The 25,978-nt window shown below is 53.7% G+C and carries 21 protein-coding genes; 11 read left to right on the plus strand and 10 right to left on the minus strand.

Features of this window, described 5'->3' with window-relative positions; genetic code table 11:
* Positions 1–22 precede the first annotated feature (22 nt).
* The 5 genes from DES37_RS16645 to DES37_RS16665 form a co-directional block, all read right to left on the minus strand.
* Positions 23–1,837 carry a hypothetical protein gene (locus tag DES37_RS16645; protein WP_110026891.1) on the minus strand — a complete coding sequence of 605 codons (1,815 nt, stop codon included), beginning with the start codon at positions 1,835–1,837 and terminating at the stop codon, positions 23–25.
* Positions 1,797–3,104, minus strand: coding sequence for a T6SS effector BTH_I2691 family protein (locus DES37_RS16650; protein ID WP_110026893.1), 1,308 nt, complete (start codon positions 3,102–3,104; stop codon positions 1,797–1,799). Before DES37_RS16650 ends, DES37_RS16645 begins: the two co-directional genes overlap by 41 nt.
* A gap of 142 nt (positions 3,105–3,246) precedes the next feature.
* Positions 3,247–5,100, minus strand: coding sequence for a selenocysteine-specific translation elongation factor (selB, locus tag DES37_RS16655; protein ID WP_110026894.1), 1,854 nt, complete (start codon positions 5,098–5,100; stop codon positions 3,247–3,249).
* Positions 5,097–6,488: an L-seryl-tRNA(Sec) selenium transferase gene (gene selA, locus DES37_RS16660; protein ID WP_110026896.1), complete on the minus strand. Its 1,392-nt coding sequence runs from the start codon at positions 6,486–6,488 to the stop codon at positions 5,097–5,099. Before selA ends, selB begins: the two co-directional genes overlap by 4 nt.
* Before the next feature lie 72 nt (positions 6,489–6,560).
* Positions 6,561–7,169, minus strand: coding sequence for a glutathione S-transferase (locus DES37_RS16665; RefSeq protein WP_036107041.1), 609 nt, complete (start codon positions 7,167–7,169; stop codon positions 6,561–6,563).
* A 525-nt stretch (positions 7,170–7,694) separates the two neighbouring features.
* Between DES37_RS16665 and DES37_RS16670 the strand changes: the two genes are divergently transcribed.
* The 7 genes from DES37_RS16670 (at position 7,695) to lldD (ending at position 15,997) form a co-directional block, all read left to right on the plus strand.
* Positions 7,695–9,620 carry a PTS mannitol transporter subunit IICBA gene (locus DES37_RS16670; RefSeq protein WP_110026898.1) on the plus strand — a complete coding sequence of 642 codons (1,926 nt, stop codon included), beginning with the start codon at positions 7,695–7,697 and terminating at the stop codon, positions 9,618–9,620.
* Between the two features lie 270 nt (positions 9,621–9,890).
* Positions 9,891–11,030 carry a mannitol-1-phosphate 5-dehydrogenase gene (gene mtlD / locus DES37_RS16675; RefSeq protein ID WP_110026899.1) on the plus strand — a complete coding sequence of 380 codons (1,140 nt, stop codon included), beginning with the start codon at positions 9,891–9,893 and terminating at the stop codon, positions 11,028–11,030.
* Positions 11,002–11,619 carry a mannitol operon repressor MtlR gene (gene mtlR / locus DES37_RS16680; protein ID WP_170123787.1) on the plus strand — a complete coding sequence of 206 codons (618 nt, stop codon included), beginning with the start codon at positions 11,002–11,004 and terminating at the stop codon, positions 11,617–11,619. Before mtlD ends, mtlR begins: the two co-directional genes overlap by 29 nt.
* Positions 11,620–11,751: 132 nt before the next feature.
* The gene (locus DES37_RS16685; RefSeq protein ID WP_110026901.1) at positions 11,752–12,114 is read left to right on the plus strand and encodes a YibL family ribosome-associated protein; all 363 of its coding nucleotides are present in this window, start codon (positions 11,752–11,754) and stop codon (positions 12,112–12,114) included.
* Between the two features lie 255 nt (positions 12,115–12,369).
* Positions 12,370–14,025, plus strand: coding sequence for an L-lactate permease (gene lldP, locus DES37_RS16690; protein ID WP_036107029.1), 1,656 nt, complete (start codon positions 12,370–12,372; stop codon positions 14,023–14,025).
* A complete protein-coding gene (lldR, locus tag DES37_RS16695) occupies positions 14,022–14,810 on the plus strand; it encodes a transcriptional regulator LldR (protein ID WP_110026903.1) in 789 nt (262 codons plus the stop codon). The genes lldP and lldR overlap by 4 nt, the downstream gene beginning before the upstream one ends.
* Positions 14,807–15,997, plus strand: coding sequence for an FMN-dependent L-lactate dehydrogenase LldD (gene lldD / locus DES37_RS16700; protein ID WP_110026905.1), 1,191 nt, complete (start codon positions 14,807–14,809; stop codon positions 15,995–15,997). The genes lldR and lldD overlap by 4 nt, the downstream gene beginning before the upstream one ends.
* A gap of 100 nt (positions 15,998–16,097) precedes the next feature.
* Here the strand turns inward: lldD and yiiM are convergent, their stop codons facing one another.
* The 3 genes from yiiM to DES37_RS25510 form a co-directional block, all read right to left on the minus strand.
* A complete protein-coding gene (yiiM, locus tag DES37_RS16705; protein WP_036107020.1) occupies positions 16,098–16,778 on the minus strand; it encodes a 6-hydroxyaminopurine reductase in 681 nt (226 codons plus the stop codon).
* Between the two features lie 2,263 nt (positions 16,779–19,041).
* Positions 19,042–19,662 carry a superoxide dismutase [Mn] gene (gene sodA, locus DES37_RS16725; protein ID WP_036107011.1) on the minus strand — a complete coding sequence of 207 codons (621 nt, stop codon included), beginning with the start codon at positions 19,660–19,662 and terminating at the stop codon, positions 19,042–19,044.
* Between the two features lie 14 nt (positions 19,663–19,676).
* Entirely contained in the window at positions 19,677–19,913 is a 237-nt protein-coding gene (locus tag DES37_RS25510; RefSeq protein ID WP_146211528.1) for a hypothetical protein, read from the minus strand.
* 47 nt (positions 19,914–19,960) lie between these two features.
* Here DES37_RS25510 and DES37_RS16730 point away from each other — a divergent pair, with 47 nt between their 5' ends.
* The 4 genes from DES37_RS16730 (at position 19,961) to rhaT (ending at position 24,068) form a co-directional block, all read left to right on the plus strand.
* On the plus strand, positions 19,961–20,938 hold the full coding sequence (locus DES37_RS16730; protein WP_036107009.1) for a TRAP transporter substrate-binding protein: 978 nt from the start codon (positions 19,961–19,963) through the stop codon (positions 20,936–20,938).
* 17 nt (positions 20,939–20,955) lie between these two features.
* Positions 20,956–21,471: a TRAP transporter small permease gene (locus DES37_RS16735; protein WP_036107006.1), complete on the plus strand. Its 516-nt coding sequence runs from the start codon at positions 20,956–20,958 to the stop codon at positions 21,469–21,471.
* Positions 21,464–22,771, plus strand: coding sequence for a TRAP transporter large permease (locus tag DES37_RS16740; protein ID WP_036107002.1), 1,308 nt, complete (start codon positions 21,464–21,466; stop codon positions 22,769–22,771). The genes DES37_RS16735 and DES37_RS16740 overlap by 8 nt, the downstream gene beginning before the upstream one ends.
* A 262-nt stretch (positions 22,772–23,033) precedes the next feature.
* Entirely contained in the window at positions 23,034–24,068 is a 1,035-nt protein-coding gene (gene rhaT / locus DES37_RS16745; RefSeq protein ID WP_036106999.1) for an L-rhamnose/proton symporter RhaT, read from the plus strand.
* A gap of 26 nt (positions 24,069–24,094) precedes the next feature.
* Here rhaT and rhaR read toward each other — a convergent pair whose 3' ends face one another.
* Both rhaR and rhaS read right to left on the minus strand, forming a co-directional pair.
* On the minus strand, positions 24,095–24,925 hold the full coding sequence (rhaR, locus tag DES37_RS16750; RefSeq protein WP_036106996.1) for an HTH-type transcriptional activator RhaR: 831 nt from the start codon (positions 24,923–24,925) through the stop codon (positions 24,095–24,097).
* Between the two features lie 72 nt (positions 24,926–24,997).
* The gene (gene rhaS / locus DES37_RS16755; protein WP_110026910.1) at positions 24,998–25,834 is read right to left on the minus strand and encodes an HTH-type transcriptional activator RhaS; all 837 of its coding nucleotides are present in this window, start codon (positions 25,832–25,834) and stop codon (positions 24,998–25,000) included.
* Positions 25,835–25,978: the final 144 nt, after the last annotated feature.

Below are 25,978 nucleotides of genomic sequence, written 5' to 3' on the forward strand. Positions count from 1 at the left end.
TGTATGCCATATTGAGTAATCACTATGCTTCAACAACCAGCCCTAACTGGTCATGCCGGTTGTATTTATGTGGCCAGTACGCCACCCGCAGAATTGCCTGTTGATAACGCCCGGGGTTCACCCACAAATGTATTTCTATTGCCAGGCTATTTTCCCCGGGAGTGCGCCGGTAGACCCCATCCTGGTGGATCCCCCCGGCCTGGCGCGTATTCGCCTGGTCCGGAACATTGTGGTTTTCTGTGAACATAACCACCTCGTGCCCGGTTTTCTCTTTCGCCACCAGGTTAACCTGCCAGGCAGAGTGCTCTTCACTCCCTCCGGGCAGTAACAGCCGGACCTGCAGCCGGGTGAGATGTTCCCCATACTGGTTAACATGCAGCCCGCGAAACCCCACTTCTGCCACCATACCTTTGACAATGGCGTAAAAGGCGTCCATACACTCTGCCATATCCTGCTCACTGCGGGCATGCCAGCGATAATCGCTGCCCCGCGGGCGGCCAAAACAGCAACGCCGTAGCCAGACTTCCAGTGGGTTACTACGCTGACTGTCTGCCTCCAGGGTAATAAGCGCCCCGGTAATAATTAACAAAGCGGCAATTCCCACAGGCCCCAACAACGCTGTGCTGCCAATATATCCAGACCATGCTCCAATTGCCCCTCCTGTAACTGTCAGCCCACCAGCAAAAAAGTAGCCTATCGCTGTCTGGGAACCGCCTTGTTTATAACTATTGCTTCCCTGAATTATAAGCCTGACCCCTTCCACCATAGCCGCCCCTCCCGCAATCATCCCTCCCAACTTAACCAATGGATGCACATAATTGGGGCTCAGTATCGCCCAGCTTTTTTTATTCATCAGCACCCGGCCAAAGCCAGCGACTTCACTGGCCGCCCCCATCATCATCAACCCAGTGGCGATAGCCTTGAATTGCGCAGATTGTTGGTCGCCAAAGGCTGTGTTCAGGCTGGCGAGATTGTTGCGCAAGTTGTGTATCTGAAAGGCGAACATAAAAAACGAGAGCACCAGCCCTATGGCCTGCCCGCCAGCAAAACGCCGGGCATTTTCATCCAGAATCGTGTCAATCATCTCACTGCTCAGATGGCCAACCATGCGGTGTTGCTGGCCCTGGCCATACAGAGAAACATCAGATACCACGACATTTGAATAATGGCTTCGCGCCAATGGGTTACCTGGCATCGTCATGGAGGAAGGAATTTGGCCCGATGCCGGTGTGCTTACCATGGCCGCGCGCAGTTCTTCTGGTGTTCTCAGAGTGCTCATACGCACGGTGACTTCGCGCGCCAAATCATGTGGGTCAGTGAACCCCATGATATAACCGGTAGTTGAAGTCGTTACCTTGCTGGCAGAACGCTGTAATTCCCCGGTCAATACCTGGGAGTTCACTGCAGCAGAAGCAGCATTCATCGCATTCACATCTCTGCGAATCATCTCCTGCAATTTGCCAACGGTGGTTTTGGTTTCAAACAGCGTGATGGTGTTCCCCGTGGAGTTATACAGGCCAGCCTGAAGCATCTTGCTGTAACGAGCATGCGCCTCCGGGCCCATACTTTCAGACAGCGTTATGGCGCTACTGGTAAGTGCTGCCATTCTGGAAACCCACAATGCCTGGACTGATTTAGACTCCATAGCTCTGGCAAGCTCTCTGGACCCCAGCACTGTTTTCAAATGCCCATAAGCGTCGAATGGGTTGTCTGGTGAGGCACTCAAAATTGGTGCAATAGCAGAAGAGTGTAACCCTGTCATGCCTGAGTAAGCGGGGGCCGTGCCACTTTCATCTTCAAGCCACTCTAACCATACCTCCCTTGTTGAGCTGTCCATTGCGCCCCCCCTGAATACAGGCGGTAACAGTCGCAAACTGGCATACCCAACTGTCTGTACTGACATCGGGGGTATAATCATTATTAATCATCGCCAGCCAGCCAGTATTGCGGTACCAGGCAGCTAAATCTTTACCAATGGCTTCAATCTTCTGGCTGAAACGGCCCAAAACGCGGTCGTGTTCCTGCTGAAACTGAACACGTTTTTCTTCATCATAGCTTTGCTGCAGGCGGCTGTATTGCCGGGCAGTGGCGTCCTCAGCCACCTGCTCCTGAGTTTTGGTCTGGGTAAATGCCATGGGGTAGCCAGACGATGGCCGTTCAAACAGGGGTTGACTGCTCGCTTCTGCATTTTTCTGTATTGATTTCATCGTCCAGGCTATCGCGCCGGATACCAGCGCCTGATGAAAAACGCCCGGTTGTTGCAGATAGGCATCGCGAGCTTCGGAAATATGTAACCGGCCAATGTTCAGCTCTTCCACAATACCTACCGGGTCGTTCATGGGGACAGCCATGACCTCACAACGGTATTGAGAACCCAACGCACTGATATACTTGCCCATCCAGGAAAGTTTTTCTCTGTTTTTCAGGGAATGAAAACCATGGGCTCCCCCGGTCAGTTCATCTCCCATCCAGGCGACATTGGGGAAAAAATCCGTCGCAAACTCTGCCACATTGTTTGTCAGGGCACTGAGAGAGCTGTCTACAACCAGGCCACCTTCAGCCTGTACTGTACCGTCTTTGGACACCGTCAGTTTTGTAAAACGGTCACCCGGCAGGCGACCACTTTTATAGCCCTCCAGTACCTCTTTACTCCATGGATCACTACTGAATGCCAGCCAGACCTCACTGAACAAACTGTTATCGATGTGGATAAAGCGGGTTTTGATGTCATGGTTTATGGTATGGCACCGTGGTGACAAGGGCTCAACATAGTTAGAAGGGCGGGAATCATAGGGGTTGAAATAGCGCATGCAGCAATCTGCTGTTACCTCATACCCCTGCCAGGCGCATTTATCGAGCAGGACATACAAAAACCCCATGCGCAATGTCCGCAAAGCATACTTAAATTCGCCCCCAGATAACTCAACTGGCCGGGGAAGAACAGGCGGGGACCAGCTTGATGACACCAGGCCTTTTGGTACAGCGGCCACACGCAGTGGGAAAAGAGGTATACCTTTGCGTTCACAGGCTTTGCACCCGGTTGGTACCGCTGCTGCTTCTTTACTGGCAGCAATAGTACTCATGATCTGCTCACGAATATCCATTTAATAATTCCCTTATTTTCCATGTTGTTAATTGGGCATAATCATCACAGAAAACCGAGCGGAATTTAACCGAAATTATGTGGAACCAGTCCTAAAATGCCCACGGAAAAAATTCCGTGGGTTTGTGATATGAGAGGAGAAATTAGCTGGCAGGAGGTGCCTGAAACAAATTCCGGTCGCGCAGTAAATGGTCGTTGCCCCGGCGGCGGGTGAAGCCGGTGCGGTCGAAATATTCCAGGATTTGCACCGCCAGTTTGCGGCCAATACCCAGTTGATCGCGGAAATCCGCCGCACTGGTGGAGCCGTTTTCGGGATCAAGCGCGCGGATCAGATCAGCAAACTGCTGAATACGCTCCTGACGATAGTAACGATCTTTCACAATCGCCGTGATCAGCCCGAATTGTGCCGCCTGGCGCAGTACCTGGCGCATGGTTTGTTCATCCTCGCCCGCTTTTTTTGCCAGGTCGCGCACCCACCAGGGGTCATCGGCAAACCACCCTTCCACTTTATGCCAGATAGCTTCGGCTGCCGGAGAAAATCCAGGTTCATGCCCCGGTAAATGCAGCCAGCCCTGGCGGCTGACAACCTCACCTTGCTGGCGTAGTTGTTCAATCAGCCCCAGTACCAGGCCTTCGTGCTCTGTGGGCAAAGCCATACGGCGCAAGCGCTCGCGCCCGGGGCCGGGCTGGTCGTCATGGTTTTGGTGGTACTCGGCAAGCGTTGCCAGCAGTTTTTCCTGCCAGCGGCGGGCAAGCCCACTACCCACCACCTGGCCTTCCACACACAAAGCCGTACCTTGTGCCAGTTGGGTAATTTCAGGCTCGCGCAATTGCCGCGCCCAGGCGAAATCAGCCAGTGAGACAGCATGGCGTTGCAGGTGGCACCTTAGTACGGATTCATCGTCCTCGCAGCGGGCCAGTTGCTTCAGCCAGGCAAGAAACTCAGGCTGGCGCTTACCGCGTTTGGGTGAGTTAAGCAGCAAGACGCGTGCCCCGGCCAGGGTTTGCCGGGCGCTGATATCCCGCAACACCAGGTCATCGTTGTCTGCCAGCAACAGCGGTGTGTCCAGCACCAATTCGGCCAGGCCGTCTTCCAGTACCGAAACCCGCCCGGTGATATGACTGGCACCGTGGTAAATATGCAGAGGTTGCCACTGCTGGAGCGGGCTGTGGCACCTCAGCGTAACAATAACACGCTCAGCGCCCGGGCCCGGCGGGCTGTGCTCCAGTAACCAGTCGCCACGGCTGATATCTGCTTTCTGCGCGTCGCCACTCAGGTTCAGCGCAATACGCTGCCCGGCAGTAGCCTGTTGCACCGGCTGGTTTTGCGCATGCAGCCCACGTACACGCATGGGTTTATCTGCACCTGCCAGCCACAACGTATCACCAACCTGTACCGCGCCCGACAGCGCAGTGCCCGTTACCACCAGGCCAGCACCTTTAACGGTAAACGCCCGGTCGATGGCCAGGCGAAAGCGCCAGGCCGTGCGGTGAGACTGTTCTTCACAAGCCAGTAAATGCTCGCGTAACGCATCAATACCAGTGCCATCCGATACTGAAGTGACAAAAAATTGTGCTTCATGCCAGCCGTAAGCCAGCAACAAGTGGTGCACACTTTCACGCACATCTTCAATACGCTCAGCACTTACCCGGTCTGATTTCGTCAGCACTACAGTTAAACCGGGCTGCCCGGTCAGTTGTAAAATCGCCAGGTGCTCCCGGGTTTGCGCCATAACGCCATCATCGCAGGCGACCACCAGCAAGGCATGGTCGATACCGCCCACACCTGCCAGCATATTCGCCAGGAATTTTTCGTGCCCCGGCACATCAATAAACCCAATCACGCGGCCATCGGGTTGCGGCCAGTAGGCAAAACCCAGGTCGATTGTCATGCCGCGCTGTTTTTCTTCAGGCAGACGGTCGGCATTCACCCCGGTCAACGCCTGAATCAGCGAGGTTTTCCCATGGTCAACATGGCCCGCAGTGGCAATAATCATTGCAGTAGCATCTCCAGTAATCCTGCTTCATCTTCCAGGCAACGCAAATCCAGCCACAGCCCGCCACCAGCAATGCGCCCAATTACCGGCACCGGTAACCCACGCCAACGCGCAGCCAGTGCTTCCAGCTCACTACCCTGCCCGGAAACCGGGGTGAAAGTCAGTGCGGCACTGGGCAGGGAATCTACTGGCAAAGCACCACTCCCGGGCTGAGACAGGCAAGGCTGTACCGCCACAGTAAACGCCGGGCTGTAATGAGCCGCCAGTGCAGGTAGCAGGCGCTGCGCCTGTTCATGGATCGCCGCCGCATCACGGTGCAGCAAACGCAGGGTAGGTAAATTCTCGAACAACGTTTCGGGTTGCAGATACAAACGCAGGGTGGCTTCCAGAGCGGCAAGCGTCATTTTATCGGCACGCAAGGCGCGTTTAAGCGGGTGTTGCTGGATTTTTGTAATCAGTTCTTTCTTGCCGACAATAATCCCGGCCTGTGGCCCGCCGAGCAGTTTATCGCCTGAGAAGCTCACCAGGCTAACCCCATCGGCAATCAGTTGCTGTGGCATCGGCTCTGGCGGTAAACCACAGGTACGCATATCCACCAGCGAACCACTGCCAAGATCAGTGACCACCGGAATGCCGTACGCTTGAGCTTCCGCCACCAGTTGCGCTTCGCTGACACTGGCAGTAAAGCCCATCACCTGGTAGTTACTGGTGTGCACTTTCATTAATAATGCGGTGTTTTCTGTCACAGCCTGGCGGTAATCCTTGCTGTGGGTACGGTTGGTTGTCCCCACTTCCACCAACTGGCATCCGGCCTGGCGCATAACGTCGGGGATACGGAAAGCCCCGCCGATTTCGACCAGTTCCCCACGAGACACCACCACTTCTTTCCCTGCGGCGGTCGCCGCCAGCATAAGTAGCACCGCAGCGGCATTGTTATTGACCACACAGGCATCTTCCGCGCCAGTGAGCTGGCAGAGCAAACCGGCCACCGCCTGGTCCCGGTGCCCGCGGCCCGCGCCATCCAGGCTGTACTCCAGCGTCACCGGGTAGCGCATGGCATCACACACGGCATGTACTGCCGCTTCGGCCTGTAATGCGCGCCCCAGGTTGGTGTGCAGCACAGTGCCTGTCAGGTTAAATACGCGGCGAATAGCAGGCTGGCCTGCCTGCTCAAGGTATTGCGCTACGGCAGTGGACCAATTTTGTGCCCAGGCAGGTAACACCTGCTCCTGAAGAATGGATTGCCGGGCCTGCTGTACCCGTTCACGCAGTGCATTCACCACTTGCGTGTGCCCAAACCGCTCCACCAACGGAATAATCTGCGGGTCATGCAGTAAGCGGTCAATAGCCGGAATCTGGCTGAATAACTGACGGAGATCCTGAGTCATAGTGTGTTCAGTGCCATTGAAAAGACAAAAGTAAAGTGTACCGGGGGATTTCCCCGGTTTCCTGAGTGGAGATCAAGCGACGCGCGGTTCTGTGCGGGCAAAACTGTCACGCTGAAAGAGTTGCTCTACCAATTTAACCAGATGCGGGCGGTCCACACACCAGCCTGGGGCGATACGGCGAAAATTCAGGTAGCCCATCGCACAACCCACAGCAATAGTGGCAACATCCAGTTGTTGCGTATTGAATGCCCCGTTTTTGGCGGCTTCATCCAGTGCATCTAACCCACGCAGTATTTTTTCCCGCTGTCGCACCAGTTCACTTTCCAGTTGGTGTGCTGCCGGGCGCTGCTGTTCACGAAAAGAGAGAATAGCGGCATCCATGACGCCATCGGCCAGTGCTTCGAGCTGGCGCACCTGCAAAGCCGCATACGGGTCTGATGGAATGCAGGCTGGCACGCCTTGAGTCAGCTCCAAAAAAGAGGCAATAACCGGTGAGTCAAACCAGCAGGCACCGTCATCGGCAATCAGAACCGGTACTTTCCCTAATGGATTAGACTGCGCAACATGGTTATTTTCATTCCACGGCGAGTCATTAACAAAGTCGAAGGCTATGCCTTTTTCCAGCAACAGCACCGATATTTTACGAACAAAAGGGCTTGTGTAACTCCCGACCAGTTTCATGCGCAGAACCCTCATCAGTGAATGAGCATTGTGAAATGCCAGTACATCATGAAAAGTGAGCGTTATCTCAAATCATACGCTATTCCCCTGCAGCACGGCATGCCCTGCAGAAAAAATTTAACATGTAATTTACTTTCACCCAGTTCCGCGAGGCCATACCACGAGGTTGCTATTGATCACAATCAGGAAAAACCGCAAAAAATAGATTGTGATCAATATCACAAAATACAAACAAACAACGCGTATTAAAACGTGATTAACATCACATTTACATGCCGACTTTGCGTATTTTTAACGCATTGTGTTTTTTTTACACTGTTTTTTTGTGATCAAGATCACTCAATACCCCCATGCACACCCAGGAAAATAGTGATATTGATCACACAAATATCCGGTGACTGGACAGATTCGCGGTGAAGTGCCAGATTCGCGTCACTGAATCAATTCGGCGCTTACCTCTGCCGACACAGTTAACAATAAAACCCGGGTTGAATCCCAGCGCGTAAACAGAAGAAGGGGTGTTCTATGTCATCCGATATCAAGATCAAGGTGCAAAGCTTTGGTCGTTTTCTCAGCAATATGGTAATGCCGAACATTGGCGCATTTATCGCCTGGGGTATTATCACTGCGTTGTTCATTCCGACAGGCTGGCTGCCTAACGAAACTATGGCAAAACTGGTAGGGCCGATGATCTCCTACCTGCTGCCATTGTTGATTGGTTACACCGGTGGCCGTTTGGTGGGCAATGAGCGTGGTGGTGTGGTGGGTGCGATTACCACCATGGGCGTGATTGTTGGCGCCGATATTCCGATGTTCCTTGGTGCAATGATTGCCGGCCCGTTGGGCGGTTACTGCATTAAAAAATTCGATGGTTTCGTAGACGGTAAGATTCGTTCCGGCTTCGAAATGCTGGTGAACAACTTCTCTGCCGGTATCATTGGTATGTTACTGGCAATGCTGGCGTTCCTCGGCATTGGCCCGGCGGTTGAAGTGCTGTCTAAAGTGCTGGCTGCTGGCGTTAACTTCATGGTCGTGCACGACATGCTGCCGCTGGCGTCCATCTTTGTTGAACCGGCAAAAATCCTGTTCCTCAACAACGCCATCAACCACGGTATCTTCTCACCGTTGGGTATCCAGCAATCTCATGAAATCGGGAAATCTATCTTCTTCCTGATTGAAGCCAACCCGGGCCCGGGTATGGGTATCCTGCTGGCGTACATGTTCTTCGGCCGTGGTAGTGCCAAACAGTCTGCTGGCGGTGCTGCTATCATCCACTTCCTGGGTGGTATCCACGAAATTTATTTCCCGTATGTTCTGATGAACCCGCGTCTGCTGCTGGCTGTTATCCTCGGTGGTATGACTGGCGTGTTCACACTGACCGTGCTGCACGGCGGCCTGGTTTCTCCGGCATCTCCGGGTTCCATTCTGGCGGTACTGGCAATGACGCCGAAAGGCACATACTTCGCTAACATTGCTGCGATTTTCGCCGCCATGGCCGTTTCCTTCGTGATTGCTTCTATTCTGCTGAAAACCAGCAAAGTGAAAGAAGAAGACGACCTGGAAGCAGCAACTGCACGTATGCATGACATGAAAGCACAGTCCAAAGGTGCTGGTGCGCCGCTGGCTGTGGGTGCAGGCCTGAGCAACGACCTGAGCCATGTGCGCAAAATCATTGTTGCCTGTGACGCCGGTATGGGTTCCAGCGCAATGGGCGCGGGCGTGTTGCGTAAGAAAGTGCAGAATGCTGGTCTGAACCATATTTCTGTAACCAACTGTGCAATCAACAGCCTGCCAGACGATGTGGATATTGTGATTACGCACCGCGACCTGACAGAGCGCGCTATGCGCCAGGCTCCTCAGGCACAGCATATTTCACTGACTAACTTCCTGGACAGCAGCCTGTATGCCAACCTCACTGACCGTTTGCTGGAATCCCAGCACCTGAGTGAGAAAGAAACCAAAGTGATGCACAGCCTGGAAGACAGCTTCACCTCCAGTGAAGAAGGTCTGTTCCGCCTGGGTGCAGACAACGTGTTCCTTGGCCGCAAAGCTGCCACCAAAGAAGAAGCCATTCGCTTTGCCGGTGAACAACTGGTGAAAGGAGGCTATGTCCAGCCAGAGTACGTTGAAGCCATGCTGGAACGTGAAAAACTGACCCCGACTTATCTGGGTGAGTCTATTGCAGTACCGCACGGTACAGTAGAAGCCAAAGACCGCGTTTTGAAAACCGGCGTGGTGTTCTGCCAGTATCCGGAAGGCGTGCGTTTTGGTGAAGAAGAAGATGATATCGCCCGTCTGGTTATCGGTATTGCTGCCCGCAATAACGAGCACATTCAGGTTATCACCAGCCTTACCAACGCACTGGATGATGAGAGTGTGATTGAGCGCCTTGCTGCCACCACCAGTGTTCAGGAAGTACTGGACCTGCTGTCTGGCAAACAGGCTGCGTAATACTCGTATGCGGTGGTTCGCCGCCGCATACAGTACGCATCGCGCAACAGCCAACACCAGGTAAACGCGCAACAGATGCACCGCTGGCTATGGCACACCCCTTCGCCAGCACAAAGCAACATAATAGCCTGAAGTGGCGTTACGCTACGGTGGCAATAAAAAACGTATCTCCCCTCTCCTTTACAGGAGAGGGTTACGGTGAGGCGATGCCTGACTCACGTAACTCACCTTAGCCCTCTTCGGGAGCCATAATTTAGAGAAGGTTTACACATGAAAGCATTACATTTCGGCGCAGGTAATATCGGTCGTGGCTTTATCGGCAAACTTCTGGCAGATGCCGGTATCAGCCTGACATTCGCAGATGTTAACCAGGTAGTACTGGATGCATTAAACGCACGCCACAGCTACCAGGTGCATGTTGTTGGCGAACAAAAGCAAATCGATACCGTTACCGGTGTGGATGCCGTCAGTAGCATCGGTGACGATGTAGTGAAACTGATTGCCAGTGTGGACCTGGTAACTACCGCGGTAGGCCCACAAATTCTGGAGCGTATCGCACCAGCTATTGCCAAAGGCCTGGTGTTACGTAAAACCCAGGGTAACGATACCCCACTCAACATTATCGCCTGTGAAAACATGGTGCGCGGCACCACGCAGTTGAAAGGCCATGTGTTCAATGCACTGGGTGGAGAGGACAAAGCCTGGGTAGAAAGCCACATCGGCTTTGTTGACTCTGCCGTGGACCGTATTGTTCCCCCTTCCGAAGCCACCAATGACCCACTGGAAGTCACTGTTGAAACCTTCAGCGAATGGATTGTGGACAAAACCCAGTTCGTTGGCGAGCTGCCTGTCATCAAAGGAATGGAATTAACTGATAACCTGATGGCATTTGTTGAACGTAAGCTCTTCACGCTGAACACCGGGCATGCTATAACCGCCTACCTTGGTCAAATGGCGGGTCACCAGACGATTCGTGATGCCATTCTTGACCCGGCAATCCGCGCTGTTGTGAAAGGCGCAATGGAAGAGAGCGGCGCGGTGCTCATCAAGCGTTACGGCTTTGATGCAGAGAAACACGCAGCCTATATCCAGAAAATCCTTGGTCGTTTTGAGAACCCGTATCTGAAAGATGATGTGGAACGTGTTGGCCGCCAGCCATTGCGTAAATTAAGTGCGGGTGACCGCCTGATCAAACCGCTGCTGGGGACGCTGGAATATGGTTTGCCCCACCCGAACCTGGTGAAAGGTATTGCAGCCGCAATGCACTACCACAGTGAACAGGACCCGCAAGCCCAGGAGTTGGCAAAATTACTGGCGGAAAAAGGCCCTCGCGCTGCCCTGGCAGACGTTTCCGGGCTCGATGCGAACAGCGATGTCGCCAATGATATCGTCGCCGCATTTAACGCCTGAAGATGAAATAACGGGCGCGGTCACGCGCCCTGGAAGATTGTCAGGTATGCAGGCAAAGATGGAAGAACCACAGGCATTTGAAAACCGTGTGCTTGAGCGTCTGAATGCTGGCAAAACCGTAAGAAGTTTCTTGATAGCGGCCGTTGAGTTATTAACGGAAGCCGTCAATATTCTGGTGCTCCAGGTCTTTCGCAAAGACGATTATGCTGTGAAATACGCGGTGGAACCCTTGCTGCATGGCGATGGTCCGCTGGGCGATCTCGCGGTACGGTTAAAGCTGATTTATGGTCTGGGTGTACTGAACCGCCTGGAGTATGAAGACTGCGAACTACTTATTGCCCTGCGTGAAGAGCTGAACCACGATGGCAATGAGTACAGTTTTACTGATGACGAAATTCTCGGCCCGTTTGGTGAATTACACTGTGTTGCTGCACTACCTCCTGCGCCAGTGTTACTGGAAGGTGCCGATGCCAGCCTGCTGACCATGCAACGCCAGCGTTACCAGCAAATGGTGCGGTCCACCATGGTGCTTTCGTTAACTGAGCTTATTTCCACCATTAGCCTGAAAAAAGCCTTTCAAAAAAAGTAATATCTTTGCGGCTCAACTGCGCCGCAACACCTGCGCCACTTCACCGTTCTCCCGCTCCCTTGCGCCATAACAGGCAGCTTGTGCGGAAATAGTGTATTCTTGCCACAAACCAGACAGCCCTGAGTAAGCAACATGAAAGATGTAGAAAAAAACGAAATCAAGCGCCTGAGCGACCGCCTCGACGCCATTAACCACCAGCAGGCCAGTCTTTCTCTGGTCAACGATGCTGAGAAATACAGTGAACTGGCGGCAGAAAAAGAGACACTGGAAACTGAAATAGCCCGGTTACACCAGGTGGTTAACCAAAAGCTGAGCAAAGAAGCCCAGAAACTACTGGGTATGCCGTTTCGCCGTGAAATCACCAAAAAAGAACAGGCAGATATGGGCAAACTCAAAAAAAGCGCCCGGGGCCTGGTGGTTGTGCACCCAATGACGGCACTTGGCCGTGAAATGGGCCTGAAAGCGATGACCGGTTTCTCCCGCACTGAATTCTAAGTTATCTGCCCACTCTGTCCTGCATGGAGTGGGCGTTTTGGTCCTACCAATCCTCCCTGAATATTCTCTCCTCTTCACATAAGCCAAAAAACTGTCGCAATAGCGTTGCTTTCCGTTAACACAAGGTTAACTATTTATTGGCATTTAACCTACAACCCTACATTGGTGGGACCACTTTTACAAAAAGCGTAACCAGCATCACTGGGTAAAACGCGAGCCTGAAGGCAAAAAAGGGGTTCCCGGGAGACACCTGCAATGCATCTATGGCATCAGAACTACGACCCTGCAGGCAATATCTGGCTGTCCAGCCTGATAGCCGCGCTGCCGATTCTGTTTTTCTTCTTCGCTCTGATAAAACTCAAAATGAAAGGCTACCAGGCGGCAACATTCACTGTGGTGATTGCCCTGGTCGTGGCGCTGTTTTTCTACCGGATGCCCGTTGACCGGGCGCTTGCTTCGGTGGGATATGGTTTCTTCTATGGCCTGTGGCCAATTGCCTGGATAATTATCGCCGCAGTATTTGTGTACCGTATTTCTGAAAAAACCGGCCAGTTCGATATTATCCGGGCCTCGATTCTCTCCATCACACCAGATCAGCGCCTGCAAATGCTGATTGTTGGTTTCTCCTTCGGTGCGTTTCTGGAAGGGGCTGCCGGGTTTGGCGCACCTGTCGCCATTACCGCAGCATTGCTGGTTGGGCTGGGGTTTAACCCACTGTATGCGGCAGGCCTGTGCCTGATTGTTAACACCGCCCCGGTAGCATTTGGCGCGATGGGCATTCCAATTCTGGTTGCCGGCCAGGTAACCGGGCTGGACAGTTTCCATATCGGCCAGATGGTGGGCCGCCAGTTACCTTTCCTGACCATTATTGTGCTGTTCTGGATTATGGCGATTATGGATGGCTGGCGCGGTATTAAAGAGACCTGGCCTGCTGTTGTGGTAGCCGGTGGGTCATTTGCTGTTGCCCAGTTCCTGAGTTCTAACCTGCTGGGCCCGGAATTGCCGGATATCATCTCTTCACTGGTATCGCTGGTGTGCCTGACGCTGTTTTTGCGCCGCTGGAAACCTGCCCGCATTTTCCGCTTCGGCGATGTGTCTGCCGCTGTTGTAGACCAGACACTGGCTCGCAAGAATTATACCCGTGGCCAGGTGATTCGTGCCTGGACCCCGTTTCTGTTTTTAACCGCGACCGTAACACTGTGGAGCATTCCGCCCTTTAAAGCCCTGTTTGCAGCCGATGGCGCACTGGCACACTGGATGGTCAAAATTTCTGTCCCGTTTCTGGATAACCTGGTGGCACGTATGCCACCCGTTGTGGCCAGCAGCACCCCTTACCCGGCGGTGTTTAAATTTGATTACTTGTCTGCCACCGGCACTGCCATTTTGTTCGCCGCGTTGCTCTCTATTATCTGGCTGAAAATGAAGCCACGCGCAGCACTGGCAACCTTCAACGAAACGGTGCGCGACCTGTTGCTCCCGATTTACTCCATTGGGATGGTACTGGCTTTCGCATTTATCTCGAATTACTCGGGCTTGTCGTCCACCCTGGCACTGGCACTCGCCCACACCGGGCCTGCCTTCACCTTCTTTTCACCCTTTTTGGGCTGGCTTGGTGTGTTCCTGACAGGCTCAGACACTTCATCCAATGCCCTGTTTGCCGCATTACAGGCAACGGCGGCCCAGCAAATTGGCGTCTCTGACTTGTTAATGGTGACAGCCAATACTACTGGCGGTGTTACGGGCAAGATGATCTCGCCGCAATCCATCGCCATTGCCTGTGCGGCAGTGGGCCTGGTGGGTAAAGAAGCTGACCTGTTCCGCTTCACGGTGAAACACAGCCTGATTTTCACCTGCATGGTGGGCGTGATTACCACACTGCAGGCTTATGTCTTAACCTGGATGATTCCATGACGTTAGTTTTACCCCGCCGCGCCGGGCAACTGGTTGAACGCCTGCGCGGTTATATTCGTGAACACCAACTGGAAGCGGGCATGCGTTTGCCCGCGGAACGCCAGCTGGCGGTTGAACTGGGTGTTTCGCGCAATTCCCTGCGCGAAGCACTGCAAATGCTGATTAGTGAAGGCCTGCTGTTAAGCAGGCGCGGGGGCGGTACCTTTATTCGCTATCAACTTGAGCCCTGGTCTGAGCAACGTATTGTGCAACCCATTCGCCACCTGATGGCCGATGACCCGGACTACCGTTACGATATTCTGGAGGCCCGTTACGCTATTGAAGCCAGTACCGCCTGGCACGCAGCAATGCGGGCAACACCTGCCGATAAAGAACGCCTGCAATACTGTTTTGACGCCACGCTACAATTTAGAGAGAGCGATGCCCCAAATCTTGCAGCCCAGGCAGACCTGCGCTTTCACCTTGCCGTGGCAGAAGCGTCGCACAACGTTGTGTTGCTGCAAACCATGCGGGGCTTTTTCGATTTACTGCAATCTTCGGTGATGCAAAGCCGCCAGCGGATGTACACCCACCCGCCGATTTTCGCCCAGTTAACAGAGCAGCATCAGATGATGCTGGGCGCCATTCTGCAGGGTGACGCGGAAGCTGCGCGCAAAGCCGCCACTCACCATTTAGGCTTCGTGCATACCACTATTAAACAGCTGGATGAAGACGAAGCCCGTCAGGCACGGGTTACCCGCCTGCCTGATACCGACACTGATTATCCCAGGGAGAATGAAGCATGATTATTTCCGCCGCCAGCGACTATCGCGCCGCCGCGCAACGCAAACTACCCCCATTTCTGTTTCACTATATTGATGGTGGGGCCTACGCAGAGCACACACTCAAACGCAATGTCACAGACTTATCGGACGTCGCCCTACGCCAGCGGGTACTGAACAATATGGCTGAACTGAGCCTTGAAACGAAACTGTTCAACGAGACCCTCAGCATGCCAGTCGCCCTTGGCCCGGTGGGCTTGTGTGGCATGTATGCCCGGCGTGGCGAAGTTCAGGCAGCGCGCGCGGCAGCGGCACATGGCATTCCGTTTACGCTTTCCACCGTTTCAGTGTGCCCTATTGAAGAAGTCACCCCGGCGATTAACCGGCCAATGTGGTTCCAGTTGTATGTGTTAAAAGACCGCGGCTTTATGCGTAATGCTTTGGAGCGAGCCAAAGCTGCAGGCTGCACCACGCTGGTGTTCACCGTAGATATGCCAACACCTGGTGCGCGCTACCGAGATGCCCACTCAGGTATGAGCGGCCCCCATGCTGCATTGCGCCGCTACTGGCAGGCGGTAACACACCCGTCCTGGTCGTGGGATGTCGGCTTGTTTGGCCGCCCTCATGATTTAGGAAATATTTCTGCTTATCTGGGCAAACCCACGGGCCTGGAAGATTATATTGGCTGGCTGGCAAAAAATTTCGACCCGTCAATTTGCTGGAAAGACCTGGAGTGGATCCGTGAGTTCTGGGATGGCCCAATGGTTATCAAAGGGATCCTCGACCCGGACGATGCCCGTGACGCAGTACGTTTTGGTGCCGATGGCATTGTGGTTTCTAACCATGGCGGACGCCAACTGGATGGCGTGCTCTCTTCAGCCCGCGCCCTGCCCGCCATTGCCGATGCGGTAAAAGGGGATATCACTATTCTGGCCGACAGTGGCATTCGCAGTGGTCTGGATGTAGTACGCATGATTGCGCTGGGTGCCGACAGTACCTTGCTGGGGCGCGCTTATCTGTATGCGCTGGCAACCCACGGCGAAGCGGGTGTGGCAAACCTGTTGCAGTTGATTGAAAAAGAGATGCGGGTTGCCATGACACTGACTGGTGCCAACACCATCAAGGATATCAGCCGCGATTCACTGGTGCAGGCTGGTGCGGAAATCCGCCATACGTTCAGTAGTGTGCCCCACCACCCGGATGCCGCCTGATACTCACCTTTTCCAAAGCGCCCGCACCGGGCGCTTGAGTCTGATGACAAACCTCATGCCCACTCCGGGCGCTTATCAGCTACAACATCCCCCACTGATTTCAGCTTTTCTTACCCCACAAACGGCGCGAGAAGTCTTCAATCTTTCCTGTCAGGCGGCGTTTTTGCAGGGTGTTCGTCCAGGAGGCAGACAACCCGGCAGCACTTAGCAACAGGTGGTACTGTTCATCATCGAACGGCATATGCCAGGCAATGGCTGCGGCCTGGTAGACCGAGATATCACTCACGCGAGAGACCAGTTCCAGCGGCTTATCCGTATACACTTTTCCGGGGCTGACCACACGATACAACCAGCCACAGCGCCCGGTTTCCTGTATTTGCCGGGAAAAGTCGCTAATGCCGAAGTGAAAGTTCAGTTTAAAACATGGCGAACGGGGCTGCGTGACCTGAATCAGCGTATCACCCCAGCAAAAAATATCGCCAATGTGCACATTGCGCTCGGTCAGCCCGGTGGTGGAAAGGTTTTCGCCCAGAGCCGGTGGCGCGAACACACCGGCCTGTTCCGGGAAAGACTGAGCCCAGGCTTCATAATGCTCCCGGGGGTAGTGGCACAACGCCCGGTCTGGCCCGCCGTGAATACCAACCTCTGCCTGGCTGTCGCCTTCCAGGCCCAAAGGAGTCAGTAATAGTTCACCTTCACGCTGGTATTTGGCAATCGCACTGGGGCGGCTGCCGGGGTAATCCTTGATGGTGCCGGTATAAACCTGAACGGGGTAACGCATACTACTCTCCTTGCAAACACGGGCGGTCTTCACAAAGGCTCGCTTGTCAGGTGATGGATTGCAACAGGAATTTAGTGGGGGATTGTTCTGGGGGGTTTGCACTGATGCCAGTGTGGTGAACTTTTCACTGTGGCTGTGTGGTGAAAATTCCGTTCACTTGCAGTGTGGTTGTTTCCGTTCACTTTTCACTGGGTCAGTGTGGTGAAAGTTCCGTTCACTTGAAGTGATGTGGTTAATGTGGCTTCACAGCCGGTGAACGGGCTAAAGGGGGCTCGCCCCCTTTGCAATCCCCGTTTTCGCGGGCGACCGGTGCTGCGCACTGCGTTCACCTCCGGGCAGTCAGCCTGCGGCCGGCTCGACTCGGCATCCCTGCCTCGGTTCGCCTTATTCCGCCGTCCGGGCGGAATAACCTTGTCTTCCTTTCTCCGGTTCACCGGTCTTACGCGACACAACCCTCGCTGCAAGTAGTGGGTTGTTTGTATTGTGCTGAGTGGCTGTAAGTTCTGTGTCTGGTCTGTCTTTTTGATGTTTTTTGCTGTGAGCATACAAACGGGTGTGGGGTGTGGCCTCTAAATCGTTGAGGCGTGCCTGGCGGGCCGGGGCTGCCTGCAGGACGCAGGCAGAGCGACGGGAGGCAGGAGGCCGACTCGGAGCGGTACCCGAACAGGCCGCCGGGGTAAGCCGAATGTCCGCGAAGCGGCGATTTTGCCGGCCACAAAAGGGGGGGCAGGGGCCAGTGCCCCCTGCGGGCGCCGGGCGCAGGCGGTGAGTGAAACTAGTGTGGCTGACACGGCGCGCAACCAGCGCTGTGCTGGCAGATCATTTTACTGTGGCTGCGTTGCGTTCACTGAACCTGATGTCAGTGTGGTGAAAGTTCCGTTCACTTGAAGTGATGTGGTTAATGTGGCTTCACAGCCGGTGAACGGGCTAAAGGGGGCTCGCCCCCTTTGCAATCCCCGTTTTCGCGGGCGACCGGTGCTGCGCACTGCGTTCACCTCCGGGCAGTCAGCCTGCGGCCGGCTCGACTCGGCATCCCTGCCTCGGTTCGCCTTATTCCGCCGTCCGGGCGGAATAACCTTGTCTTCCTTTCTCCGGTTCACCGGTCTTACGCGAACAGGCCTCGCTGCAAGTAGCGGGGTTTTTTGTGTTGTCCGGTGTGGCTGTAAGTTCTGTGCCTGGTCTGTCTTTTTGATGTTTTTTGCTGAGATATTACAGGCGGGTGTGGGTGTGGCCTCTGAATCGTTGAGGCGTGCCTGGCGGGCCGGGGCTGCCTGCAGGACGCAGGCAGAGCGACGGGAGGCAGGAGGCCGACTCGGAGCGGTACCCGAACAGGCCGCCGGGGTAAGCCGAATGTCCGCGAAGCGGCGATTTTGCCGGCCACAAAAGGGGGTGCAGGGGCCAGTGCCCCCTGCGGGCGCCGGGCGCAGGCGGTGAGTGAAACTAGTGTGGCTGACACGGCGCGCAACCAGCGCTGTGCTGGCAGATCATTTTACTGTGGCTGCGTTGCGTTCACTGAACCTGATGTCAGTGTGGTGAAAGTTCCGTTCACTTGAAGTGATGTGGTTAATGTGGCTTCACAGCCAGTGAACGGGCTAAAGGGGGCTCGCCCCCTTTGCAATCCCCGTTTTCGCGGGCGACCGGTGCTGCGCACTTCGTTCACCTCCGGGCAGTCAGCCTGCGGCCGGCTCGACTCGGCATCCCTGCCTCGGTTCGCCTTATTCCGCCGTCCGGGCGGAATAACCTTGTCTTCCTTTCTCCGGTTCACCGGTCTTACGCGAACAGGCCTCGCTGCAAGTAGCGGGGTTTTTTGTGTTGTCCGGTGTGGCTGTAAGTTCTGTGTCTGGTCTGTCTTTTTGATGTTTTTTGCTGAGATATTAAAGGCGGGTGTGGGTGTGGCCTCTAAATCGTTGAGGCGTGCCTGGCGGGCCGGGGCTGCCTGCAGGACGCAGGCAGAGCGACGGGAGGCAGGAGGCCGACTCGAAGCGGTACCCGAACAGGCCGCCGGGGTAAGCCGAATGTCCGCGAAGCGGCGATTTTGCCGGCCACAAAAGGGGGTGCAGGGGGCCAGTGCCCCCTGCGGGCGCCGGGTGCTGGTGGTGAGAAAAAGCAGTGTAGCTGACACGGCGCGCAACTGACTCTGTGCTGACAGAGCGGGGCCAGTTCACCCTGACTGGTGCAATTGTTCCGTTCACCACACTCCCTGTGGTACTGTCACTGTGCCGAACGCCGGTTCCTGTACCGCTCTGGTCTCACTGAACCGCGATTATTTCACTGACGCGAAACGGGCTGCGGCTTCGTCCCAGTTAACTACGTTCCAGAATGCTTTAATGTAATCCGGGCGGCGGTTCTGGAATTTCAGGTAGTAAGCGTGTTCCCACACATCCAGACCAACAATCGGGAAGCCGGAAGCGCCAGAAATAGCTTCACCCATCAGCGGGCTGTCCTGGTTAGCGGTAGAAACCACGGCCAGTTTGCCATCTTTTACCACCAGCCAGGCCCAACCAGAACCAAAACGGGTTGCAGCGGCTTTTTCAAATGTTTCCTGGAAGCTTTCAACGCTACCAAAATCACGTTCGATGGCCGCTTTCAGGTCGCCCTGCAGAGTGGTACCGGTTTTCAGGCCTTTCCAGAACAGGCTGTGGTTAGCATGGCCACCCGCGTTGTTACGCAGAAAGGTTTGCTTGTCTGCCGGTAATTCAGCCAGTTTGGTGATCAGCTCTTCAGCAGACAGTGAAGCGAACTCTGGCAGGCTTTCCAGCGCAGCATTCGCGTTATTCACGTAGGTCTGATGGTGCTTAGTGTGATGGATTTCCATCGTCATTTTGTCGAAGTGCGGTTCCAGCGCGTCATAAGCATAAGGCAGGGATGGCAGTGTATAACTCATCGTTCTCATCTCCATTATTGTCGGGCGGCTGTTAGCGCCGCGTAATCAGTTTGGTCATTATAGTTATTTAAATGATATTGAAAATGATTATCAATGCCGTATAGAGTGTGTGGTTTTTCATCACCATGATGAAAAAAACGCCATGCATAGTGAAAAGTAAAAGTGTGACAACCCCCGCCAGTACCCTGTTTTTCTCGCCAGTTTTTACCTGTTGCTGGCAAAACTACAAAGGTTATTCCCCCCGGTTTCAACGTACATTTCACCTCAATGGCGAAAATAAAATAACGGACTGATTTATATGAAACCAAATATCAGAAATATCTTACCTTGCCTGTTCGCCCTGTTTCTCTCCCTGCCCGGCCACGCAGAAACTGTGTTACGCATTGCTTATGCAGAAAACAGCCAGCCAGTTAAAGACGCCCTGCACTACCTGGGCGAGCAGATTGAACAACGCACCCATGGAGATATTAAAGTGCTCTGGTTCCCGGACGGGCAACTGGGGGGCGAGCGTGAACTGGTGGAGCTGGCACAGGTAGGCGTTGTGGACATCACCAAAGTCTCTTCGGGTTTACTGGAAAGCTTTTCGCCTTACTACGGCGTGTTTTCTCTGCCGTATCTGTTTAACAGCAAAGCGCATTTCTATGCCGTGATGGACAACCCGGACATCATGCGGCCGGTGTATGAGTCCACCGCGCCACAAGGGTTCACGGGTATTGGCTGGTTCGATTCCGGCGCACGCAATTTTTATATGAGCAAAGGCCCCATTCGCAGCATTAACGACCTGAAAGGGAAAAAAATCCGCGTAATGCAGAGTGAAACCGCCATCACCACGTTGCGGCTACTGGGTGCATCACCCATCGCCATGGGCCAGGCTGAAGTTTACACCTCGCTCCAGCAAGGCATTCTGGATGGTGCCGAGAATAACGAATTCGCGCTGACTATCGCCCGCCACGGCGAAGTGGCACGTTATTACACCTACGATATGCACACCCGCATTCCCGATATCCTGCTGATGAGCAACCTCACCAAAGAAAAGCTTACCCCGGAACAACTGGCGATTGTGCAACAAGCCGTGAAAGACGCAATCGAGTTCGAAAAAGCGGCGTGGGACAAAGCCATTGAAGAAACCAAACAGCTCGCCGTCAGCCAGTTTGGTGTGGTGTTCAACGATATTGACCTCGCGCCATTCCAGCAAGCTGTCCAGCCCATTTACCAAAACCTGGAGAGCAAGCCTGCGTTGAATGACCTGTATCAACAAATCCGCGCAATGGAATAACACAAGAGGAAGGGGTTATGAATAACATCCGACGCATGCTGGACCGTGGTCTGGAAATTGTTGGTGGCACACTGCTCGCCATGATGGTGGTAGTCGTTTGCTGGCAGGTCATCAGCCGCTATGTAATGGGCGCGCCCAGTATCTGGACTGAGGAACTGCTGCGCTTTTCTTTGGTATGGCTCTCGATGCTGGGCATGGCCTACGTGTGCGGGAAACAGGAGCATATCAGCCTGACACTGCTGCTTAATAAAGCGCCAGATCACCTGCGTGCCTGGTGGATGCTGGTGCTGCAACTGACTTTTGCGCTCTTCTCACTCTATATCCTGATTATTGGCGGGTTAAAAATCGCCGGTATTTCCATGCTCCAGGTATCACCTGTACTGCAAATTCCCATGGGCCAGGTCTACTACGCCCTGCCGGTTTCGGGCCTGCTTATCATCATTTACAGCATCCTGAACATTACTGCGACCGTTAAAAATTTACGTGGCGTGCCACACAGTGCAGCCCCGTCGCTGGAGGAAAACCATGATTGATCCCGTGCTGGCCTCCGGGCTGTTAATCGCTGTGTTTGTGGTGTTGCTGGGGTTAGGCGCGCCCATTGGTATCTGTATTGTGGTGGCCTCCTGCAGCACCATGCTGCTGGTACTGCCCTTTGATATCGCCATGTTTGCCACCGCACAGAAAATGTTTTCCAGCCTGGACAGCTTCTCTTTGCTGGCTGTCCCTTTCTTTATTCTCTCCGGGGTCATCATGAACAGCGGCGGCATCGCCACCCGGCTGGTAAATTTTGCCAAACTATTCACTGGCAGGCTGCCAGGCTCCCTCTCGTATACCAACATCGTTGGCAATATGATGTTTGGCGCAATTTCCGGCTCAGCCATTGCCGCTTCTACTTCTATTGGCGGTGTGATGGTGCCAATGAGCGCGAAAGAAGGCTATAACCGGGGCTTTGCTTCAGCCGTTAACATTGCTTCCGCGCCCACGGGGATGCTAATCCCGCCGACTACCGCATTCATTCTCTATGCACTGGCAAGCGGCGGAACATCTATTGCCGCCTTGTTTGCTGGCGGTATGGTGGCAGGTTGCCTGTGGGGTGTGGGCTGCATGCTGGTAACACTTGTGGTGGCTAAGCGTAACAACTACCGTGTTTTTTTCGCCCTGCAAAAAGGGGTCGCCTGGAAAGTAACGCTGGAGGCCGTACCCAGTCTGTTGCTGATTGTGATTATCGTAGGCGGCATTGTGATGGGGATTTTTACCGCCATTGAGGCCTCCGCCATTGCTGTGGTGTACACCTTGTTTCTGACCCTGGTGTTGTACAAAACCCTGGCACTGAAAGATTTACCCGGCGTCTTTGTACAAACCGTGGTTATGACCGGCATTATTATGTTCCTGCTTGCCACCTCTTCTGCCATGTCGTTTTCCATGTCGATAACCAGTATTCCGGCGGCGCTCAGCAAATTATTACTGGGCATATCCGAGAACAAAATCGTTATTCTTCTGGTGATTACTGCATTTTTACTGGTGATTGGCGCTTTTATGGATATCGGCCCGGCCATTCTGATTTTCACGCCGATCCTGTTGCCGATTATGGTGAAACTGGGTGTCGATCCGGTGCATTTTGGGATCATTATGATCTACAACCTGGCGATCGGGACGATCACGCCACCCGTTGGCAGTGGGTTGTACGTCGGTGCCAGTGTTGGCCGGGTAAAAGTGGAAGACGTCATCCGCCCGTTAATGCCCTTCTACGCCGCAATCATCGGTGTGCTGCTGCTGATTACCTTTGTACCTGAAGTCACACTATTCCTGCCCCGCTTACTGGGCGTGATGTAATGAATGCTGCCCGCCAGCTCATATTACTGGCGGGCCCTTTGGCAACGGGGAGCGTGTTTTGCCTGGGAAAAGCATCGAATTTACCGCAAATTATTCACCAAAATACTGAATTGTGATCTTCATCGCGCCCACCCACTGATTTTTGCCAGCTTTCATCACCCCGCGTCATTTGCCTGAAGGTTCATAATGACGCCGCCCCATACACTCGCCAGTATCAGGTGCATTTACGCGCCCGGCATTCAATAACAACGAGGGTTTGAGGATGAATGACGCCATTACCATGGGGATTTTATGGCATCTGGTTGGCGCAGCCAGCGCTGCCTGCTTTTACGCCCCTTTTAAGAAAGTAAAAAACTGGTCATGGGAAACCATGTGGTCGGTCGGCGGGATAGTTTCATGGATTGTGCTGCCCTGGCTGGTCAGCGCTATTTTGTTGCCTCACTTCTGGGCTTATTACAGTTCATTCAGCCTGTCGACACTGCTGCCAGTATTCCTGTTCGGCGCAATGTGGGGCATCGGGAACATTAACTATGGCCTGACGATGCGCTACCTGGGCATGTCGATGGGGATAGGAATCGCCATCGGTATTACTCTGATTGTCGGTACACTAATGACGCCTATTCTCAATGGCAAATTTGATGTGCTGATTGGGACTGAAGGCGGCCGAATGACTCTGGCAGGTGTTCTGGTCGCTGTTATTGGCGTTGCCATTGTTACCCGTGCAGGCCAGTTAAAAGAACGCAAAATGGGCATCAAGGCAGAAGACTTTAACCTGAAAAAAGGTCTGATCCTCGCCGTAATGTGCGGGATATTCTCTGCCGGGATGTCATTCGCTATGGATGCCGCCAAACCGATGCATGAAGCCGCAGCGGCACTGGGTGTTGACCCGTTATATGTTGCCCTGCCGAGCTATGTCATCATCATGGGCGGTGGTGCAGTAGTGAACCTTGGCTTCTGCTTTGTTCGCCTGGCAAAAGTGAAAGACCTTTCTGTGAAAGCCGATTTCTCACTGGCAAAACCACTGATTATCACCAACGTGTTACTTTCCATGTTGGGCGGATTAATGTGGTACCTGCAGTTCTTCTTCTATGCCTGGGGCCACGCCAAAATCCCGGCACAGTACGACTACATGAGCTGGATGCTGCATATGAGCTTCTATGTGCTGTGTGGTGGGCTGGTTGGGCTGGTGCTCAAAGAGTGGAACAATGCGGGCCGCCGCCCGGTGGGTGTACTGAGTGTGGGTTGTGTGGTAATTATCATCGCCGCCAATATTGTGGGCCTGGGTATGGCGCAATAAAGCGAATATCCGGCCCTGCCGCAAACTTAACGCTGGCGCCACAACCGTGGCGTCATGCCTGTTTCACGCGTGAAAACCACTGAAAAGTAGTTGCTGTCTTCAAAGCCACAACGCGTGGCAATATCACTGATTAACAACTCCGTATTCCGTAATAAATATTGTGCGTGGCACAGGCGCTGCTGGCGCAAGTACTGGCTGATGCTCATGCCGGTGCGCTGGCGAAATAACTGGCGCAGCGCCCGTTCAGATAACTGGTGGCGGTTACAAAATTCACCTAAATCAAAGGGTGAATCCAGGCTCTGACCCAGTGCAGCCATCAGGAAATCGAGGTTTTCCCCTGAGTTTGGGGTTTGGGCTGGCTGGTAACGGTGGCGTTTCAGCGTTACCAGTAATTGCAAAAACAAACTCTCTACGGCATAGCCAGAAAGGTTGTCTTCCTGGCGCAAGGTTTCATTTTCCAGGTGGTCAATCAGTGGCTTTGCCAGTGCCATTCCCTGGCTGTCCAGCCGCCAGCGAGGATCAGAACAGGTGGCGCTCTCGCCTGGAAGTAATTCCCCCCAGTTCACATTCAGCGTGAGCCGTTCCGGGCAATAAATCACATTGTGTAACACCAGGTCATTTACCACTTCATAGCTGTGCCGGTCCTGCGCCCGGACATAAAACAGATCACCACACGTAATGCGATAAGGCCGGTCGTTAAGCACATGCAGACCATTGCCGCGCCACACCAGCACCAGTTCGCAAAATTCATGGGTATGTTCGGCAAAGACATTTTGCGGATAGCGGTCCGCCACTACGACAGGCTGAGTAGCGGAAGTGAAAAAATCATTTTTTTTCAGGATCAAATGGCAGGACACAGTACCGCTCCGGTTATCACGCAACGGGCATTATTGATGCTTCCCACTAAAAAATCGGTGATAACCTTCGCGTTACTGAAGTTGTGTGTCGCGCCCCAGGCGAATATCCCGTGGCGACCAGGTGAACTCACGTTTAAACAGTGTCGAAAAATGGTTACTGTCACCAAACCCGCACAGGTAGGCAATATTAGTAATGCTGTCTTCAGAATGGCGCAATAAATGGCGCGCCTTGATCAACCGCAAGCGGTTCAAATAGCGCTGGGGAGTTAACCCGGTGCGCTGTTTAAGCTGGCGGTGCAGTGTGCGCAATGAAAGCGCATGCTGCTCTGCGAGTTCATCCCAACAAACATCTTCTGCAAAGTGCTGCTCCAGCCAGGTCAGTAGCTGGTCCACCCGGCCGTCCGGGCTGGGATGGTTCTGAGCAAGGCTGCCCTGGCGTAACAAAACCAGCAGTTGCATAAACGCCATTTCTCTACAGGCCACCGCATTAATTTCCGCGTTATCGCCCGCAAGTTCCAGTTGGCTCAATAAGGGTTTTATTTGCTGCAATACGTTCTGGCTGACGCGCCAGTGCGAAGGATAAAAACCATCCTGTTCCTGCGGCAACAGCTTTTCCAGCCCGGAAATAAAGCTGAACCCGCCAGCAGAACGGTACAATACATTGGTCAGAAACAGGTTTTCAGTATGTTCATATAAATGCCGATCATGCTCACGCACAAAACACACCGAACCACCACTCAGGGTATAAGGCTGGCCATTAAAGATATGGGTGCCAGTTCCGTGCTCAACAATCACAATTTCACAGAAATCATGGTGATGTTCCGGAAACGCCACCTGTGGAAGCCGGGGTTCAATGGCAACTGAAGCCCCCTTCGATGGGAAAAAATCAACGCTATGTAATACCGTCATCATTACCTCCCACACTCAGTTAAGGTGGACTGATAGTAGATAAGCGCCGTTATTGTCACCTTAAGTTTTTGACGTGAAAAACGCGGTTCTGCGCCGTTTTTTCAAGAAACAGCCGGTATTCTTCGAAACTGTGGAAAGCATCAC

The sequence above is a fragment of the Mangrovibacter plantisponsor genome (genome assembly GCF_003182475.1).
Lineage (GTDB): Bacteria > Pseudomonadota > Gammaproteobacteria > Enterobacterales > Enterobacteriaceae > Mangrovibacter > Mangrovibacter plantisponsor.